Source organism: Aquiflexum sp. (assembly GCF_041749095.1).
Taxonomy (GTDB): domain Bacteria; phylum Bacteroidota; class Bacteroidia; order Cytophagales; family Cyclobacteriaceae; genus Aquiflexum.
Genome location: NZ_JBGTCA010000035.1, coordinates 1 through 19,137 on the forward strand (window position 1 = coordinate 1; position 19,137 = coordinate 19,137).

General features: G+C 41.3%; 17 protein-coding genes. 9 read left to right on the forward strand and 8 right to left on the reverse strand.

Annotated features, from left to right (window positions below):
* Nucleotides 1–283 precede the first annotated feature (283 nt).
* The 6 genes from ACEW8O_RS02680 to gcvP form a co-directional block, all read right to left on the reverse strand.
* Nucleotides 284–562, reverse strand: a complete 279-nt coding sequence (locus tag ACEW8O_RS02680; RefSeq protein ID WP_373493078.1) for a hypothetical protein — start codon at nucleotides 560–562, stop codon at nucleotides 284–286.
* A gap of 66 nt (nucleotides 563–628) precedes the next feature.
* Nucleotides 629–829 carry a hypothetical protein gene (locus ACEW8O_RS02685; protein ID WP_373493079.1) on the reverse strand — a complete coding sequence of 67 codons (201 nt, stop codon included), beginning with the start codon at nucleotides 827–829 and terminating at the stop codon, nucleotides 629–631.
* A gap of 107 nt (nucleotides 830–936) precedes the next feature.
* On the reverse strand, nucleotides 937–1,215 hold the full coding sequence (locus ACEW8O_RS02690) for a nucleotidyltransferase family protein (RefSeq protein WP_373493094.1): 279 nt from the start codon (nucleotides 1,213–1,215) through the stop codon (nucleotides 937–939).
* 42 nt (nucleotides 1,216–1,257) lie between these two features.
* Nucleotides 1,258–1,965, reverse strand: a complete 708-nt coding sequence (locus tag ACEW8O_RS02695; RefSeq protein WP_373493080.1) for an endonuclease/exonuclease/phosphatase family protein — start codon at nucleotides 1,963–1,965, stop codon at nucleotides 1,258–1,260.
* 19 nt (nucleotides 1,966–1,984) lie between these two features.
* On the reverse strand, nucleotides 1,985–3,418 hold the full coding sequence (locus ACEW8O_RS02700; protein WP_373493081.1) for an aspartate aminotransferase family protein: 1,434 nt from the start codon (nucleotides 3,416–3,418) through the stop codon (nucleotides 1,985–1,987).
* Between the two features lie 228 nt (nucleotides 3,419–3,646).
* Nucleotides 3,647–6,532: an aminomethyl-transferring glycine dehydrogenase gene (gene gcvP, locus ACEW8O_RS02705; protein ID WP_373493082.1), complete on the reverse strand. Its 2,886-nt coding sequence runs from the start codon at nucleotides 6,530–6,532 to the stop codon at nucleotides 3,647–3,649.
* Nucleotides 6,533–6,732: 200 nt separating this feature from the next.
* Here gcvP and ACEW8O_RS02710 point away from each other — a divergent pair, with 200 nt between their 5' ends.
* The 4 genes from ACEW8O_RS02710 to ACEW8O_RS02725 all read left to right on the forward strand — a co-directional run bounded on the left by ACEW8O_RS02710 (nucleotide 6,733) and on the right by ACEW8O_RS02725 (nucleotide 12,994).
* A complete protein-coding gene (locus ACEW8O_RS02710; protein WP_373493083.1) occupies nucleotides 6,733–8,229 on the forward strand; it encodes a M28 family peptidase in 1,497 nt (498 codons plus the stop codon).
* A 103-nt stretch (nucleotides 8,230–8,332) separates the two neighbouring features.
* Complete coding sequence (locus ACEW8O_RS02715; protein WP_373493084.1) at nucleotides 8,333–8,578, forward strand: hypothetical protein; 246 nt, start codon at nucleotides 8,333–8,335, stop codon at nucleotides 8,576–8,578.
* 139 nt (nucleotides 8,579–8,717) lie between these two features.
* Nucleotides 8,718–10,856, forward strand: coding sequence for a PQQ-binding-like beta-propeller repeat protein (locus ACEW8O_RS02720; protein ID WP_373493085.1), 2,139 nt, complete (start codon nucleotides 8,718–8,720; stop codon nucleotides 10,854–10,856).
* 5 nt (nucleotides 10,857–10,861) lie between these two features.
* Nucleotides 10,862–12,994, forward strand: coding sequence for a PQQ-binding-like beta-propeller repeat protein (locus tag ACEW8O_RS02725; protein WP_373493086.1), 2,133 nt, complete (start codon nucleotides 10,862–10,864; stop codon nucleotides 12,992–12,994).
* 64 nt (nucleotides 12,995–13,058) lie between these two features.
* On the opposite strand, the gene ACEW8O_RS02730 is transcribed toward ACEW8O_RS02725, so the two are convergent.
* Nucleotides 13,059–13,367 carry a hypothetical protein gene (locus tag ACEW8O_RS02730; RefSeq protein WP_373493087.1) on the reverse strand — a complete coding sequence of 103 codons (309 nt, stop codon included), beginning with the start codon at nucleotides 13,365–13,367 and terminating at the stop codon, nucleotides 13,059–13,061.
* A 137-nt stretch (nucleotides 13,368–13,504) separates the two neighbouring features.
* Nucleotides 13,505–15,295, reverse strand: a complete 1,791-nt coding sequence (locus ACEW8O_RS02735; RefSeq protein ID WP_373493088.1) for an ABC transporter ATP-binding protein — start codon at nucleotides 15,293–15,295, stop codon at nucleotides 13,505–13,507.
* Between the two features lie 145 nt (nucleotides 15,296–15,440).
* On the opposite strand from ACEW8O_RS02735, the gene ACEW8O_RS02740 reads away from it, so the two are divergent.
* From ACEW8O_RS02740 to yajC, 5 genes are all read left to right on the forward strand, one after another.
* Nucleotides 15,441–16,541, forward strand: a complete 1,101-nt coding sequence (locus ACEW8O_RS02740; RefSeq protein ID WP_373493089.1) for a Glu/Leu/Phe/Val dehydrogenase — start codon at nucleotides 15,441–15,443, stop codon at nucleotides 16,539–16,541.
* Nucleotides 16,542–16,681: 140 nt separating this feature from the next.
* The gene (gene nusB, locus ACEW8O_RS02745; RefSeq protein ID WP_373493090.1) at nucleotides 16,682–17,857 is read left to right on the forward strand and encodes a transcription antitermination factor NusB; all 1,176 of its coding nucleotides are present in this window, start codon (nucleotides 16,682–16,684) and stop codon (nucleotides 17,855–17,857) included.
* 12 nt (nucleotides 17,858–17,869) lie between these two features.
* A complete protein-coding gene (locus ACEW8O_RS02750) occupies nucleotides 17,870–18,172 on the forward strand; it encodes a YtxH domain-containing protein (protein WP_373493091.1) in 303 nt (100 codons plus the stop codon).
* Between the two features lie 12 nt (nucleotides 18,173–18,184).
* Nucleotides 18,185–18,721, forward strand: a complete 537-nt coding sequence (locus ACEW8O_RS02755; RefSeq protein ID WP_373493092.1) for a DUF1573 domain-containing protein — start codon at nucleotides 18,185–18,187, stop codon at nucleotides 18,719–18,721.
* A gap of 3 nt (nucleotides 18,722–18,724) precedes the next feature.
* The gene (yajC, locus tag ACEW8O_RS02760; RefSeq protein ID WP_373493093.1) at nucleotides 18,725–19,039 is read left to right on the forward strand and encodes a preprotein translocase subunit YajC; all 315 of its coding nucleotides are present in this window, start codon (nucleotides 18,725–18,727) and stop codon (nucleotides 19,037–19,039) included.
* Nucleotides 19,040–19,137: the final 98 nt, after the last annotated feature.

The following is a 19,137-nucleotide window of genomic DNA, read 5'->3' on the forward strand; positions in this document are numbered from 1 at the left end:
AGGGGTTGCTATGTGTTCGAAAAAATGGGAAAATCTTTCTCCGACTTCGTAGCAAAACAAAGGCTGATCACCAACGCCATTAATCCTATGATTGACGCAGTAACCCCACTCTTTTATATTCGGAGATAACCAAACTCCAGAAGGTGTAGATACAATCTACACCTAGCACCTTCTTCAATCTTTAACCTTTTAGATATAATAAAAGCTTTCGGTGGAGACTGGGTGTAGTTTGCAACTACACCCCTAATATTCATGCCAATTTACAATTGGCAAATACTAAAAATCACCAATAATCTACCTCAATCAGTCCTTTCATTCCTGAATAGTTTCTAGCACCTGAGTATAAATAATCTTCTGGCCTCTCCACAATTCCAGCCCTTACGGGATTTTCATGTATATAGTACATCCTACTTTCGATCATTTCTGGACGATATAGTTCAATGGCATGGTTCTCATGTGTCCAGAATTGTACTTCACCCGACCTTTTGTTGAATTTGGCATGGTAAGAAAAAACCATTTTCAACCAGTCTTTTCTACTTTCCTGTGGATTTTCTAGAATCATTTTTAGCAATTTCTTGCTGGTAAATTTCTTGAAATCACGAACCCAAGCTGACAATTTCCCGTCTTTCTATTGAACTACCAAATGAATGTGGTTGGTCATAATCACATATCCGAATAAATAAAGCCCTTTTTCCTTTCTGCAATGAGTCAGATTTTCCAAAATAAAATCCTTATAATCTTTTCTTGAAAATACATCGGCCCATCCAACTACCTGGAAGGTCAAAAAATACGGCATTTCTTGATCTCTAATTTGATATGATTCACCCATAATCAAAAATATTTTAGGTCACTGGAATTGCAAATCTCAAGGATAGAAAGGTGTAGATACAATCTACACCTAGCGTCTTCGTCAATCTTAACCCAAATTAAATGGGTTTAACCATAAATCTGAATTATATCCTTATTTACATTATCCACCATATACCCGCGTAGTGTATCGTGTTCCAAAAAGTCAATCTTTCTATTCAGAGTTTCGATTAACTGTTCCCTAATTCCAAGCTGATCGAATATGCTGAATTTTACATTTTCCTTTACCTGGAATAAAATATCGATGTCACTTTCAGGATTATCGTCCCCTCTGGCAAAAGAACCAAAAACCCAGCCTTTTTCTATTCTTGAATCCTTATCAAGGATTTCATTGATTTTTTTGATTATGTCTTTTCTGTCATATAAAGTCCGTGTTGAACGAAAAGCCCCCTAATTAAATTCACATAAAATCGGCATATGATCACTTAACCTTAACCAGTTTTCAATTTTGCCAATTTCAAAATTAATTAATCGTTTTGAGAATTCTGGTGGCCCAAAAACATAGTCAATATGGTATGGCTTTTCTTGGTTACGTTGAAAATACAAAGTAGGAATGGTTTCTTCCCCCTGTTCTTCTCCAGTATATCTGTGATAAAGACTTTCAATACCAATTCCCCTTAAATCCTTCACCACATCAGAATGATTCCACCACCTATCCCATTGATCCCAAATGACATTACTGTTGAAATCTCCTGCAATGAGAGTATTATTTAATTTGTTTTTGTTGACTTGCAAATATTTCCATAACTGTCCTATATAACCAAAATTCGGTGAATTGTTTCTATGTAACCAAATAGCCAGTAAATCAAAATCCTGATTAATTGAACATGGCAAGAAATGCTTGACGAAATGGTCTTTATACTGATTCGACCAGTCAAGTTTTTTCAATTCAAAATCCGACCGGGCAAAAACTGCCAATCCCTTGTTTTTGGTATTACCCATCCAAAGGTAGTTTTTCGCCCAATTTTGATATTTTGGATGTTTTGTCTCAGCGGGGTTTTCACATTCCTGTATAATGTAAATATCCGCATTGAAGGTTGAAATATATTCAAACTTCTCTCTAAAAGCCCCACAACAATTCCAAGTTACAATTCTCAATTCTCTCTAGTTTAATAATTTATTTACCCTCAAACTTAAACCTCTCCCTCCCCTCATTCAACTCACCTACCAACTCTTCAATATCCTCTTCCGAGGTATTGTAATTTGTAATACAGGCCCTGAAAGTCGGTTTGCCGAAGATGGGATAAATGGATAGCCAGGACTTTCCCGAGTCAATGATGTTTTTTATTATTGTTTTGGTGAAATCAGGATTATCCAGATAATTTTCATCCATAAAACACACCACAGGAAATGGACTGCTGTTCATTATAGTCCAACCGCTGTTTTCCAATAACTCCTTCAGCTTCTCCCCGATTTCTGTTTGATGTCGAATGGTTTTCTCATAACCCTCCCAACCAAAAATCATCAATGCCAAATACAGTTTGATGCCATAAGCCCTGCGAGACCATTGGATGGAATGGGTAAATGGATCGACAATTTCCAGGTCTTTGGCTTCCTTGGGCATATATTCGGCTGTGATCCGGAATGTTTCTGATAAGATTTCCTTGTGCCGGGTGATAAACAAACTGGTACCCATGGTCACGGACAACCATTTGTGTGCATCAAAAGTGACGGAGTCTGAAAGGGAAATCCCGTTCAGATAAGGTTTCAGATCGGAATGCAAAACGGCTGCACCGCCATAAGCTGCGTCCACATGAAACCAAAGTCCAAAGTCATCCGCGATTTTTCTAATGCCCACCAAATCATCAATGGCTCCTGTACCTGTGGTGCCTGCAGTGCCGATGACCAAAAAAGGTTGATAACCGTCCTGAATATCCTTTTGAATTGTTTCCTTTAAGATTTCAATATTCATTTTCAGGTCTTTACAAACCGGGATATTCCTGATGGCATCATATCCCAAGCCAACAGTTTTTGCTGCTTTATGAACTGAGTGGTGCGACTCAGCCGAACAATACATCACAGGTCTCTTATTCATCCCAAACCATCCTGACTTGGCAAATTGCGGAAAAGCATGGTTGACCGCACACAAAACCGCAGTCAGGTTGGCTTCGGCACCTCCACTTGCAAATACCCCGTCAATGGTTTCTGATGGATACCCAAACTTTTTCCCAAATTCAGCAATCAGATAATTCTCAATTTCATTGGCAAATGGTGAATGGCTCCAAGCTGCCAATTGGGGATTAAAAACTGCGGTGATCAAATCTCCCAAAATACTGGGGAAGTTTGCCCGGGGATTGTAAAGACCAAAATATTTCGGATGTGGGGTGTGGACAGAAAAGCTTTTCATACCCTCCACCAAATGTTTGATGGCCTCCTTTGAATTTACCGGTCCAGAAAAATCAACCTTCCTTACTTCTTTCACAATTTCAGACTTATCCAACCTCGGAGAAACCCGATTGGACTTTGTATCTGAATAATATCCTTCAAGCAATTCAAGGGTGAATTTGTAAAGTTCCTGTCTTTCGGAGAGGGTTAAATCAAAGCTTTGCATTTAATCGGTTGGGTTAGATTGATTTTAAAAACAAGATGAAAAAAATCCTTATTACCACCCAAAACAAACTCTATTTATTTGAGGATTTCTTTGCCTTAGAGGTTTTTGTTTTAACCAAAAAGTGACAAAAGAAAACAAAAGGATTGGAGTAATTGATGTTGAAGTCAAAAAAAAGCCTCCCAGTTTCCCGGAAGGCCAAATCTAAAATCTGAAATCTAAAATCTAACTTTATGCCTCCGCATATTCCTCCACCGGAATACAGCTACACATCAAGTTTCTATCACCATAAGCAGAATCAACCCGTCTGACGGATGGCCAGAATTTATTTCCTTTTACGAATGGTAATGGGTAAACAGCCTTTTCTCTGGTGTAAGGGAAATCCCAGTTATCAGACAAAGCCAGTACTGCGGTATGTGGTGAGTTTTTGAGGACATTGTTTTCTTTATCTGCCTTGCCATCATACACTTCTTGGATTTCCTCCCTTATCGCAATCATGGCATCACAGAACCTGTCCAGTTCAACCATGGTTTCTGATTCCGTTGGCTCTATCATCAATGTTCCCGCTACCGGGAAGGATACTGTAGGCGCATGGAATCCATAATCCATTAGACGCTTGGCGATATCTTCTACCTCTACGCCAACTTCTTTGAAGGCCCTGCAATCCAGAATCATTTCATGGGCTGCCCTTCCGCCTTTTCCTGTATACAGAATTGGATAGTGTTTTTCCAACCTTGATTTGATATAGTTAGCATTCAAAATGGCTATTTTGGTAGCATTGGTCAGTCCATCTCCGCCCATCATGGCAATGTAGGCGTATGAAATGGGAAGTATACTGGCGCTTCCGTAAGGAGCGGCAGAGATTGAGGTAATAGCTGAAGTACCTCCTGTTTCAATCAGCGGGTTGCCCGGTAAAAACGGCACCAAATGTTCCGCCACACAGATTGGGCCCATACCCGGACCTCCTCCACCATGGGGAATGCAAAATGTTTTGTGGAGGTTTAGATGGCAGACATCAGCTCCAATTCTCCCCGGACTTGTCAGTCCAACCTGCGCATTCATATTTGCCCCATCCATATACACCTGACCGCCATTGTCATGGATGATCTGACAGATTTCCTGAATTGCCTCCTCAAAGACTCCATGTGTTGAAGGATAAGTTACCATCAAAGAAGCCAAATCATCTTTGTGCGCTTCAGCTTTTGACTTCAGGTCTTCTACATCAATATTGCCACTTTCGTCACATTTGACCAATACGACCTTCATCCCTGCCATCACTGCAGACGCAGGGTTGGTACCATGTGCGGAAGTTGGAATCAATGCAATATTTCTATGATGGTCTCCCCTGCTGATATGATAAGCACGGATCACCATCAAGCCTGCATATTCACCCTGCGCACCTGAATTGGGCTGTAATGAAGTTTCGGAAAAACCTGTGATTTCATTTAGCCAGTTTCTGAGATTTTGAAAAAGTTCGTAATATCCGGCTGCCTGATCTTGGGGACAGAAAGGATGCAATTGCCCAAACTCTGGCCAAGTCACAGGAATCATTTCCGTGGTCGCATTTAATTTCATGGTACAAGAACCAAGGGAAATCATGGAATGCACCAAGGAGAGATCTTTATTTTCCAATCTTTTGAGATATCTGAGCATTTCATGTTCAGAATGGTACAGATTGAAAACGGGATGTGTCAAGTATTCCGAGGTTCTGGACAAACCTGCCGGGTAATTCAACTCCAATTCAGAAATCATGTCATTCCATTCAAAATGGACTTTGTTGTTGATGGACTTGGAAAAAACCTCCACCACGGCTTTGACATCACTGATAGTCTTTGCTTGGTCAAAAGCCAATACCACTGCACCTTCCTCATACCTGAAATTCATTTCAGAGGATAAAGCAAAGGCCTTGATTTTGGATTGCTGAACAGCATCTGCTTTGATCTTAATCGTATCAAAAAAGTTTTCATTCAGTTGCTCATATCCCAATAATGCCAACGCCTTTGCAGTCAATTGGGCAAGTCCGTGAGTTCTTGCTGCAATTTCTTTCAGGCTTTTTGGTCCGTGATAAACGGCATACATTCCGGCCATAACTGCCAACAAAACCTGTGCGGTACAAATGTTGGACGTTGCTTTTTCCCTCTTGATATGTTGCTCGCGGGTCTGTAAAGCCATTCTGTAAGCATTATTACCATCCCTGTCCACGGATACGCCGATAATTCTACCGGGAACTTGTCTTTTGTAAGCTTCCTTCGTAGCAAAGAAAGCTGCATGCGGTCCGCCATATCCCATAGGAACACCAAATCTTTGGCTGGTACCAACTACTACATCTGCGCCCATTTCTCCCGGAGGAGTAAGTAGGGTCAGGCTCAAAAGATCAGTAGCAAAAGCGGTAAGCACATTGTTTTCCTTTGCGCTAGCTACCAATTGGGAATGATCGATCACAGCACCGTCAAGGTTTGGATACTGCAACATCACCCCAAATAAGTTTGAATCAGTAAGATCCAAATCTGAAAGAGGAGCAATGACCAACTCGATTCCAATAGGCTCGGCACGGGTAATCAATAGGTCTTTGGTCTGTGGAAATATTTTTTCATCCACAAAAAATTTATTGGCGTTCTTCTTTTCTTTCAGCTTGGAAGCAAAAAGCATGGTCATTGCTTCGGCTGCGGCAGTGGCTTCATCAAGTAAGGAAGCATTGGCCATTTCCATACCGGTAAGATCCATGACCATGGTCTGATAATTGATCAGGGCTTCCAACCTCCCCTGCGCAATCTCAGCCTGATATGGGGTATATGCGGTGTACCATCCTGGATTTTCAAGGATATTCCTTAAAATCACACCGGGTACTATCGTATCATAATATCCCAATCCTATAAAGGATTTGAATATCTTGTTTTTAGAGGCCAATTTTTTGAATTCTCTCAAAAATGATGCTTCTGTCTTGGACCTAGGGAGATCCAAAGGTTTATCCAACTGAATGGCCTTTGGGATGGTTTGATCTATAAGTTCTTCCAAAGAAGCTGCTCCAATACTGTCCAACATCAGTTGGATTTCTTTCAGGGAAGGACCGTTATGTCTTTGTTCAAACTTAGTGGAGGGGTCTAATTTAATCTTCATTTTTGATACTGATATGGGACAAATTTGGGTTATATTCTCATCACTTTTTGAGTTGTGCAAAGGTATAAATTATTGAATGATAATAATTTTTTAAACCCAAAGAAATATATCCTTGTAACAGCCAAAATGACAAACGGTTTTAATGTATTGGGAATTATTTCTATGTTTGGAGCCTTATTTTAAATACCCAAATATATTTTATGAAAAAGAAAGTATGGATAGCAGGAGTGGTTGCTCTTTTATTCGCCGGACAGATTCAGGCACAAGATGCCACAGCTATAAAATATGCCAATACAATCACCGCAACTGACCTTGAAAGACACCTGTCCTATCTGGCTTCAGATGAACTGGAAGGTAGGGATACAGGAGAAAAAGGTCAAAAACTGGCAGCAGAATATTTAGCTGCTTTTTATAAAAATCTTGGACTTAAGGGACCTGTCAATGGGAGGTATTTTCAGAAATTCAACCTTTCATCAGTTTCTTATCCCCAAGTGAACCTTATTGTTGGAAAACAAAAGCTGGTAAACAACGAGGACTTTGTATTTATAGGTGATGCTGATATGAAAAAACTTGCCAAAACTGACCTGGTTTTTTTGGGCCTTGCCAATGAGGATAATCTGAAAAAAGTAGATGTCAAAGGTAAATTGGTAGGCTTATGGGCAATCGGAAGCCGGGCGCAAACTGTAGTACCGGAAGTGATGGAAGCCGGTGCTGCGGGAATAGTGATAGTTACCATGGAAGGACAGGCCAATTTTGACCGGATGGCCAATTGGTATAAATCATTAAGTGGAAGGGGAAGATTAGGTTTTGAAATTCCTACCAAACAGGAACCGATATTTTTGGTAAGCTCGGACAAGATGTCCGTGTTGTTTGATACCCCAGTGGAGATTTTAAAAGAAGCGGCAAAAAACAACCCTGAATCCATCAAATCACAAAAAGCCTCTTATCTGGTAAAGAAAGAAAATAGATTGGTGCCTACAGAAAACGTTATGGCATTTTTAGAGGGAGCTGATAAAAAAGAAGAGGTATTGGTGATTTCTTCGCACTATGACCATGTAGGCATCAACAGCAAAGGAGAAATAAATAACGGTGCCGATGATGATGGTTCGGGCACAGTATCAGTGATGGAAATTGCCGAGGCATTTGCTTTGGCAGCAGAAGAGGGAATTCGACCAAGAAGAAGCGTTTTGTTCCTCAATGTGACCGGAGAAGAAAAAGGGCTTTTGGGCTCTGAATATTATTCCAACAATCCCATTTTCCCATTGGAAAATACAGTGAACAATATCAACATTGATATGGTGGGCAGGATAGATTATGAATATCAGGAGGCCGAAAACCAGGATTATATATATGTAATCGGTTCTGAAATGCTCTCCTCACATTTAAAAGTCATCAACGAATACAACAACATCACCTATACAGATCTGATTTTGGATTACAGGTATGATGCAGAAGATGACCCGAATAGGTTCTATTACCGGTCTGACCATTACAATTTTGCCAAACACAATATTCCTGTGATCTTCTTTTTCAATGGTGTTCATGATGATTACCATCAGCCAAGTGATACCGTGGATAAGATAGAATTCCCTTTAATGACCAAAAGGGCCAAGTTGATTTTCCATACCTCATGGGATTTGGCAAACAGAGAAAACAGAACACCTGTGGACGGTACTAATACCAGGACAGCGCGATAAAATAATGAAAAAATCATCCATATTATTCTTCATCTTTTTGATAAGCACCCAGCTTTTTGCCCAAAAACAAAAAGTATAGCTGGATTCGGATACCGGGAATGAGATGGATGATCTTTATGCTATTCCTATTGAAAAAATCCTTGCCGACCGGTGGAGAGAACAAAATCCCCAGGATAAGACACGGGTAATGTGGGATTTGGCTTTGGTACAGGCCTATTTATTACCTCAGTATTCAGAGACACTGCTGGTCAACTCGCCTCCGGAGAGCCAAACTTTCACGGTAAAGATTTTTTCCAAAATAGAAAAGGAGGCATTGATGGAGGATTTTTGGGAAGTGCTTAAGTGGTGAAAAGGATATTTTTTAAGAAAAAGTCAACAAATACATTTCTTGATTTCAGGAATCAATTTATCGCCTTTCAAAGGGAATTAATTTGTTGGTAACTATAAAAATCCATACTTTGATTTCCTGTATTCAATAAACCTACCCAATGACCAAATCCTTAAGAACCCTGATATACCTCAGCTTATTTGCGTTTACGTACTGCAGCAGCCCGGACTCCACCAAATTGCAGGATTACACCAAATGGGAGACTTTTGGCGGAACCAAAGATGCAGCAAGGTATTCTGCATCCAGCCAGATCAATAAAGAAAATGTCAATAATCTTGAAATAGCCTGGATTTTCAATACCGGCGATGCCACCGAAAGGTCCCAGATCCAATGTCAGCCAATTGTGGTGGATGGGGTATTGTTTGCCACTTCCCCGCAGGTCAATGTCTTTGCTTTGGATGCAGCCTCAGGAAAATTGCTTTGGAGGTTCAATCCATTCCAATTGCTTGGAGGTCAAAACTCCTGGGCCGGAACCAACAGAGGTGTTACCTACTGGGAAGAAGGTACGGACAAGAGGATTTTGTTCACGGCAGGAAATTGGCTGATGGCTTTGAATGCGGAAGACGGAAGGCCCATAGAAACTTTTGGAGATGGCGGGAAAGTTGATCTTCAAAAAAATCTGGACACGGATTTGGAAGAGTTCCTGATCGTATCCAATACCCCTGGAATTATTTATAAGGACAAATTGATCATGGGTATGCGGCTATCCGAAGGACTTGACGCAGCACCAGGCCATATCCGTGCATTCAATGTTAAGACCGGAGAAAGGGAGTGGATATACCATACAATTCCCCACCCGGGAGAATATGGACATGATACCTGGGAACCTGAATATTGGGATAAAATTGGTGCTGCCAATAACTGGGCCGGTATGAGTTTGGACGAGGAAAGAGGGATTGTTTATGTGCCCACGGGATCGGCAGCCTATGATTTCTGGGGAGGTTACAGGCATGGACAGAATCTATTTGCAAACAGTCTTATCGCGCTTGATGCCGCAACAGGAGAGAGAATCTGGCACTTCCAAGCCGTACACCACGATATTTGGGACAGGGATTTCCCGGCCAACCCCAATCTGATCAGAATTAAAAAAGACGGGAAATGGATTGATGCGGTAGCCCAAACTTCTAAACAGGGTTGGATTTATGTTTTTGACAGGGTCACCGGTGAACCTATCTGGCCGATCCAAGAAAAGGCCGTACCACAATCAGAACTTCCTGGAGAAAAAAGTTGGCCGACACAGCCGTATCCAACTTTACCGGAGCCCTTTATGCGAATGGTTTACACCGAAAATGAAATTCTTCGGCTAACCCCTGAATGGGAGCAACAGATACGGTCAAAACTGGAAAATGTAAAATATGGTGACATGTGGTTACCTCCAAGTCATGAACATGGTATTGTTTTATTTCCCGGAATGGACGGGGGTGCTGAATGGGGAGGTTCATCATTTGACCCTTATACCCAGACCATGTACATCAATGCCAATGAAATCCCATGGGTGATAAAAATGGGGGCAAATCCAAAATTTGATAATGTCGGTCAAGGTATCTATGTCAATTACTGCGCTAATTGCCATGGAGTAGATAAAAAGGGAAACCCACCTGCATTCCCAACTTTGATGGATCTGAATAAAAATTTTAACGCGGCTTCCCTAGACGTTTTGATCAAAAATGGAAAAGGTGCCATGCCGGCATTTGCGCATATTGCGGACAATGACAGAAAGCTATTGGTGGAATATCTCCTTGGAAAAGAAGAGGACCCAATTGCGGAAAAAAAGGAACTAGAAGGCGGGCGGGAACTGCTTACTCCTCAATATGTGATGCAGGGATATTCGAGGTTGCTGACAGAAGATGGCTATCCGGGAATCCAGCCGCCTTGGGGTACACTTACTGCCATGGACATGAACACCGGGAAAATCAAATGGCAATCGGTATTGGGAGAGTTTGATGAATTGACGGAAAAGGGTTTTGAACCGACCGGTACGGAAAATTACGGGGGTCCGGTCACCACTGCCGGAGGGTTGGTGTTTATTGCCGCCACCAAGGATGAAAAAATAAGGGCATTTGACAAGGATACGGGAAAAGTATTATGGGAACATAAACTTCCGGCAGCCGGACATGCTACACCCGCAGTTTATGAGAAAAACGGAAAACAATATGTGGTCATCGCCTGTGGGGGTGGCAAAGGCACCAAATCAGGGGATGCATATATTGCATTCGCATTGCCCAATCCTACCAATTAAAACCCATGCATATCAGATTAGTATTATTGCTTTTAAGTCTTCCTATTTTATGGTCCTGTTCCGGAAATCAGGAGAAGTATTTGGATTATTCTAAATGGGAAACCTATGGCGGAACCAAAGATGCAGCCCGTTATTCCTCTCTTGACCAAATCAATAAAGAAAATGTAAGTGACCTTCAAGTTGCCTGGACTTTCCATACCGGTGATGCTACCGAAAGGTCACAGATCCAATGCCAGCCCATAGTTGTGGATGGTGTACTTTATGCCACCAGTCCGCAGCTTAATGTTTTTGCACTTAATGCTTTTTCAGGAGAGCTTATTTGGAGATTCAATCCATTTCAGATTCTTGGTGGTGAGAATTCTTGGGCAGGAACCAACAGGGGAGTGGTGCATTGGGAAGAAGGTGAGGATAAAAGAATTTTGTTTTCTGCCGGACACTGGCTGATGGCCTTAAATGCTGCTGACGGAAAGCCCATCGAATCCTTTGGTGATGGGGGAAAAGTGGATCTCCGGAAAAACCTGGATTTTGACCTGGAAGAATTCTTGATTGTCTCCAATACCCCGGGAATTATTTTCCAAGACAAAATCATCATGGGAATGAGACTCTCGGAAGGCCTTGATGCCGCTCCGGGGCATGTACGTGCATACAATGTAAAAACCGGAAAACGGGAATGGATATTCCATACCATCCCTCATCCGGGGGAATTCGGACATGACACTTGGGAGTCCGAATATTGGGACAAAATAGGAGGGGCCAATAACTGGGCTGGCATGAGTCTGGATGAGGAAAGAGGGATTGTTTATGTGCCAACAGGTTCGGCTACATATGATTTCTGGGGTGGTTTCAGGCATGGACAAAATCTGTTTGCCAACAGCCTGATTGCTTTGGATGCAAATACCGGGGAAAGAATCTGGCATTTTCAGGGAGTTCACCATGACATTTGGGATATGGATTTTCCGGCCAACCCCAACCTGATCAGGCTCAAAAAAGACGGAAAATGGATAGATGCTGTGGCACAGACTTCCAAACAAGGATTTGTATATGTTTTTGACCGTGTTACCGGAGAGGCCATCTGGCCCATTGAAGAAATCCCCGTCCCCCAAACCACCATGCCAGGTGAAAAAACCTGGCCAACACAACCACACCCAACTTTGCCTGAGAGGTTTACCAGACATCTTTTTACGGATAAAGAAATCCTGAGTCTAACACCTGAATGGGAAGCTGAAATCAGAAATAAACTGGAAAATTACAAATATGGGGAAATGTGGATGCCTCCCAACCACGAATATGGCATAGTGCTATTCCCGGGCACTGAAGGAGGTGCGGAGTGGGGAGGATCTTCCTTTGATCCATACACCCAAACCATGTATATCAACTCCAATGAAACTCCCTCTCTTGTCAAGATGCTTCCAAATCCTGAGTTTGAAAACATCGGACAAAAGGTATATGTCAACTATTGCAGTACATGCCATGGGTTTGACAGGAAAGGAAACCTCCCGGCTTTCCCTCCTCTAGTGGATTTACAGACTAAATTCAATACCGGCAGCCTGGCCAAGCTGATACAATTCGGGAAGGGAGCCATGCCCGGATTTTCGCACATTCCCCAAAATGAAAGGGATGTTTTGGTAAAATACCTTTTGGGAAAACCTCTGGATGATGATTTTGAGGAAAAAGAACTTGTAGGAGGAAAAGAAAAATTGTCCCCCCAATTTATTATGGAAGGCTACAGGAAATTGGTGACTAAAGAAGGCTATCCCGGAATAAATCCGCCATGGGGTACTTTGACAGCCATCGATATGAATACCGGTAATATCAAATGGCGGTCAGTCTTAGGTGAATATGATGAACTGACCGCAAAAGGTTTTGCTCCGACAGGCACCGTGAATTTTGGAGGTCCTGTTTCCACAGCAGGTGGGCTTGTATTTATTGCCGCTTCAAAAGATGAGAGAATCAGGGCTTTTGATAAGGATACCGGGGAAATTCTTTGGGAAGCCAAAATACCTGCATCAGGACATGCTACCCCTGCTGTTTATGAGAAAAATGGAAAACAATTTGTGGTGATTGCCTGCGGAGGTGGTAAAGGCACTAAATCGGGAGATGCCTATGTGGCTTTTGCATTGCCTGATGTTGGTAAATGACACCGGACAAACATTTCTATAAATAAACCGGCCTCTTCAATTTTAGCAATGAAGAGGCCGGTTTTTATTTTTGCCCTAACAAAGTCTTTATGCCTTCCAACAACTGTTTGAATCCTTCCTTGAAATGCACTTTGGATTCCTGGAAATTGGGCTCCATTTCTTCTTTATAGAGTTTTTCAACTTTTTCTTTACCCTTCATAAACTCACCTTCAAGGGTGGTTTTCTTATCCTTGAGATCTTTGATCTTTTTTTCTATATCATCTTTTGCCTCACCGGTGGCCGTTTTACCCATTTCGATTAATTGCTCTATTCTACTGCCAATATCCCGTAGAATCGACTCTACTTCTTCAAACCCTGTTTTTTTCTCTGACATAATGATAGATGTTTTATTTAACCTTTAAATCAATGATTTCTAATATACTAAGTATGCATCATACATCCTGCAAACCTCAATAAAATTTACAAGAACCCCTGAATGATTTTCCCTGCTTGAGATAAGACAAGGGCTGGTCAATCCCCGACCACTTCATTGATCTGGGTCTGTTTTTCATATAATTCGGCGTAAACCCCTTTTTGGGCCATCAGGATTTCATGTGACCCTTGTTCGACGACCCTTCCGTCATCGAGTACTATTATTTTATCGGCAAGCTTTGCCGAGGAAACCCTATGTGAAATGATGATGGAGGTTCTATTTTCCATAATTTCTTTCAGCGCATTCAAAATGGCATTTTCCGTTTTGGTATCCACAGCGGAAAGGCAATCATCCAAAAGCAGGATTCTGGGTTCCTTAGCCACAGCTCTGGCAATAGATACCCTTTGTTTTTGCCCTCCTGAAAGTGTGACCCCACGCTCACCCAACCTTGTATCAAATCCATTTGGAAATTCGATGATGTTGTCATAAACATCCGCATCCTTCGCAGCTTTCTCAACAATATCCATATCGGTCTGATCCCTTCCAAAAGCAATGTTGCTGGCAATAGTATCACTGAACAGGAATACGTCCTGTGGTACATAACCTATTTGCTTGCGCAGATCGGAGATATCATATTCCTGTATATTCCTATCATCTATCCAAATTTCTCCTTCTATGGGGTCGTACATTCTTAGCAATAGGTTCGCGATGGTGGATTTACCGGAACCGGTTGTGCCAATGATGGCAAGCGCTTCTCCTGATTTGATATCAAAACTTACATTCTCCAATGCTTTTATCCCCGAATCAGGATAAATAAAGGATACATTTTTCACCGAAATATCTCCGGAAATTGGTCCAATGTAATTGTCTGTACTTATCATGGGGTTTTCCACATCCATAAATTCATTAATCCTGGCCTGAGATGCCGCTGCCCTTTGGATGATACTGGTCACCCAGCCCAATGAAGTCACAGGCCAGGTCAACATATTGACATATAGAATAAATTCGGCAATGACACCATACCCAATCTGTCCTTCAATCACCTGTATGCCGCCGATATATACTGTCAGAATCGTACTGACACCGATCAATCCCATGATCAATGGGAAAAACAGGGATTGTACCAACGTCAGCCGGATGGACTTGTCTTTGTAATCTTCACTTGCTTTTTTGAATTCATTGGCACTGTCCTCCTCTCTTACAAAAGCTTTCAATACCCTGATTCCCGAAAATGCCTCCTGTACAAATGTACTCAGCCCTGAAAGGCTCCTTTGGATTTTTTCCGAGCGTTCATTGATCATGTTATTGACAAAATAAATGCTGAGAGAAAGTACGGGTAGGGGCAGGAGTGAATAAATGGTCAACTCAACATTGACAGTCAACATGTATCCTATCACTAAAGGAAACAATACCAATAAATTGATGCCGTACATCAATGCCGGACCAAGGTACATTCTGACCCTGCTCACATCCTCCGTGATCCTGGCCATCAGATCACCTGTACTGTTTTGCCTGTAAAAGCTTAGGGGGAGTTTTTGATAGTGGGCAAAAATGTCATTTTTCAAATCATATTCTATCAACCTTGACATGATGATTACAGTCTGACGGATCAGAAAAAGGAAAAATCCCCTCAACAAGGCCATGGCCAAAATCAAAACACCAAAAACCAGTACAAATTTCAGAAATTGATTTCTGGCAATTTCAGCCAATTGGCCCTCTCCGAAAACCTGATAATAAGTGAAACTCTCAACCACAAAATCTATTGAAATTCTTACCAGTTGGGCAGGTATGATTACGAAAATGTTGGAGATGATGGTAAATAATATTCCCAAAAGGAGATAGCCCTTATATTTAAATAAATATTTGTTTAACCGTAGTAAGTGTTCCACAAAATAAAAACTTTAAAATCTCTTGATAAGTTTTATAATACTCTATTAATTGCATTAGTAAAGCCCAAACAAAATATATAATTTTGCCCGGCTAATTTACAGCACAGTAACCCAAATATAACACATAAATAAAATCCAAGTTCAAATGGTAGAGATTAATACTGAGGGAAAAGTGAGAGAAGGATCTATATATGGTCAGATCACTTCTTTAGGACACGAACAACTGGTCTTTTGTTATGATGAGCCTACAGGATTGAAGGCCATCATCGGTATCCACAATACTGTCCTCGGTCCTGCAGTAGGAGGCACTAGAATGTGGAATTATGCCTCCGAAGCAGAAGCCATCACAGATGTGCTGAGATTGTCCAGAGGCATGACTTTCAAAGCTGCAATTTCAGGTCTGAACATTGGTGGTGGAAAAGCGGTCATCATCGGCGAACCAAAGCTGAAAAATGAAGCATTTCTAAGAAGATTCGGAAGATTTATTGACAGCCTTGGCGGCCGCTATATTACTGCCGAAGATGTCAACATGAAAACAAGCGATATGGAATATATCGCCATGGAAAGCAAATATGTAACAGGTCTTCCTGAAATAAGGGGAGGTGGTGGAGATCCTTCACCGGTCACGGCATACGGAACCTACCTGGGAATGAAGTCTGCCGCTAAAAAGGCATTTGGATCCGACAGTCTTACCGACAAAAAGATTGCTGTACAAGGGATCGGGCAAGTTGGAAAATACCTTGTTGAACTTCTGGTCAAAGAAAGGGCAGAAGTGTTCATCACAGATATCTTTGAAGATAAGCTGAAGCAGGTGGCCAAAGAAACCGGAGCCACAGTGGTGGATCCGAATGTGATTTATGATATTGACATGGACATCTATGCACCCTGTGCATTGGGTGCTACCATCAATGACAAGACCATCGATAGGTTAAAATGTCAGGTAATCGCAGGTGCAGCCAACAATCAGTTGGAAGATGAGGAGAAGCATGGTAAGATCCTTTTGAAAAAAGGAATAACCTACGCTCCTGATTTCCTGATCAATGCCGGTGGCCTGATCAATGTATATGCCGAATTCATAGGAGGATACAACAGGGAACAGACTTACAAACACGCCGATAGGATTTATGATATCTGTACTGCCATATTGAATAAATCGGAAAACGAAAACATCCCTGCCCAGCAAGCTGCCATTGAAATGGCATGGAACAGGATTCAGTCAATGGGCAAAGTCAAATTGCCCTATTAAGATAAATCAATTATAACGATACCACCTGTAAGCGGAATAAGCAAGTTTGCAGGTGGTTCTGTTATCTTTGGGAAGGTAAAACAGATAACCTTCTTTATCCTCCCACAAAATATTTATATTTACGTTCTTTAATTTCAGGTATGTTAAACAGAAGAATACTCAGGGTCAAAGCCTTTCAGAATCTATACGCCTATGACCAATGCAAGGCCTCTAACCTAAACCTCGCAAAGGATCACATCAGGGAAGCATTTCAGCCTGACCTCAACACGATGGAAGTCCAGGACAAAGGACTTTTAAAAAAAGAAGGGGAATTAGCTGTAAAAGCATTTATTGAAAACCTGAATTCAGAAATTTTTAAACCTATTGGGAACCTTAATTTACGGATCAACTCAGAAGCCAAAGCTGCCATCAACAATTATCATAAGGCCAATAAAAAAGATCAGGAGTTTTTGTTGAAAAATATGGTGACCTCTGCCGAAAGGATACCACAATTGTATCTTTTTGCCATTCAGCTTTTAATAGCATTTGGAGACTATGTTGCTCTTGAATCGGAAAAGAAGAAGAAAAGATCCTCAGATGCCATTACATCGACAGTGGGAGAAACCAATCTTGCCAAAAATAAAATACTCCAGAACATCAAAAATTCTGCTGATTACCAAGCCGCTGTGATAAGGCTCCATGCAGGTATTGAGGAACTTGAATTGGAAATCAAAGAATGGTTCAGGGAATATGTAAAGCCACTGGAGTCCTATCAGGAATACATGCAGTTGGAAGACCCTAGTATGGAACAGGATTTCCGGATTGTGGACGACATTCTAAAAAAAGCAATATTCAAGTCTGAGGTGATTTTGAATTTTTTTTCAGAAAAAGACATTAACTGGACAGAGAACAAGTCTGTGGTAAGAAGTCTAGCCTCAAAGGTACTCAAAAACGAATCGGAAATTCCCGGCGCTGTCCTTCCGGAAATAGCCATCAATTGGGAGGATGACAAGGAATTTTTCCAAAATATATTTAACTTCACCGTCGAAAATGACGATGAAAATAGAATACTGATCGCCCAAAAAACCCAAAATTGGGACATTGAAAGAATAGCACAGACCGACAAAATCATCCTTTCCATGGCAATTACGGAGATGATGAATTTCCCGAGTATCCCTGTCAAAGTCAGTATCAATGAGTATATTGACATTTCCAAAACATATAGCACTCCCAAAAGCAAACAATTTGTCAACGGATTACTGGATGTTTTGTCAAAAGAGCTAACTGATAAGGGTCTTATCCGTAAGAGTGGTAGAGGTCTTTTAGATAACAAGTAAAATATTAAAATGATGAGCAATAAATCAAATTCATGGATAGCATTCATTGCTGGCACTAGTATTGGTGCTGCTATTGGTATCCTTTTCGCCCCCGATACAGGAAAAAATACAAGAGATAGACTGTCGTATCAACTTTCAAAGTATAGTGAAGAGCTTGAAAAATTGATTAATGACCTAAGAGATGGTAAAAATTTACCTTCCAATGATGCGAAAAATGAAGGAAAAAAGGTCATCTCCGATGCAAAAAATAAAGCAGAAAATCTTCTTAGTGATGTGAATAAATTAATAGAACAAATAAACAGAGAATCGAATTAAATTAAATTATTTATGAAATACCTAAAATTATCCGCTTTGGCCATGGCCTTAGCCATCACCGCAGTTGGTTGTGAAACTAAAAATGACCAGAGCGATAAAATAGCAGAACTGGAACAAAAATTGGCGAAACTGGAAGCATCCCAACCGGTCCCGACAAATGTGAGTTCAGTGGAAACTGCAGATCCTTCTTCATTGGGAGCTTTTCAGTTTCAGGAAATGGAATATGATTTTGGCACCATCGATGAAGGAAAAGTAATTGAACATCTTTTTAAATTCACCAACAACGGACAAGCCCCACTGGTAATTTCCAATATCACCGCATCATGTGGTTGCACCAGCCCTGACTGGACCAAAGCTCCGGTTAAGCCAGGTGATGAAGGTTTTGTCAAGGTGGTGTTCAATTCTACGGCTAAGACAGGTACCCAAGCACCTACAGTAACCATTCAGGCAAATACAAGCCCAAATGTTACAAGATTGAGGTTGAAGGGCAATGTGACGCCGAAATTAGCCGGAGCAAATCCAAGTCAACTCGGTCCAGTTAAAAAATAATATATGAAACTTTGGATTTTACTTCAGGCGGAAGGTGGCGCTGGAATTATGGGACAAGTGTTCCTTTTCGGCTCCATCATTCTGATTATGTACTTTTTCATGATCAGGCCTCAACAAAAAAAACAAAAAGAAACCAAGAATTTTCTGGAGTCCATCAAAAAAGGAGATAGTGTAGTAACTATAGGAGGAATCCATGGGAAAATCTATTCAATCGACGGGGACACCCTGACGCTTGAACTGGACAAAGGATTTAAAATTAAAGTTGAGAAATCAGCCGTATCGACCGATTTCACAAAAAAAGCTATAGGAACCAAATAAACAACACCTTGGCCAAGCTTAAAAAATTCTTTACCAATCTTAATCCACAGAGAATCTCAAATTTTAAAGTGGCGGCGCTATGTTTCATGGCAGCCGCC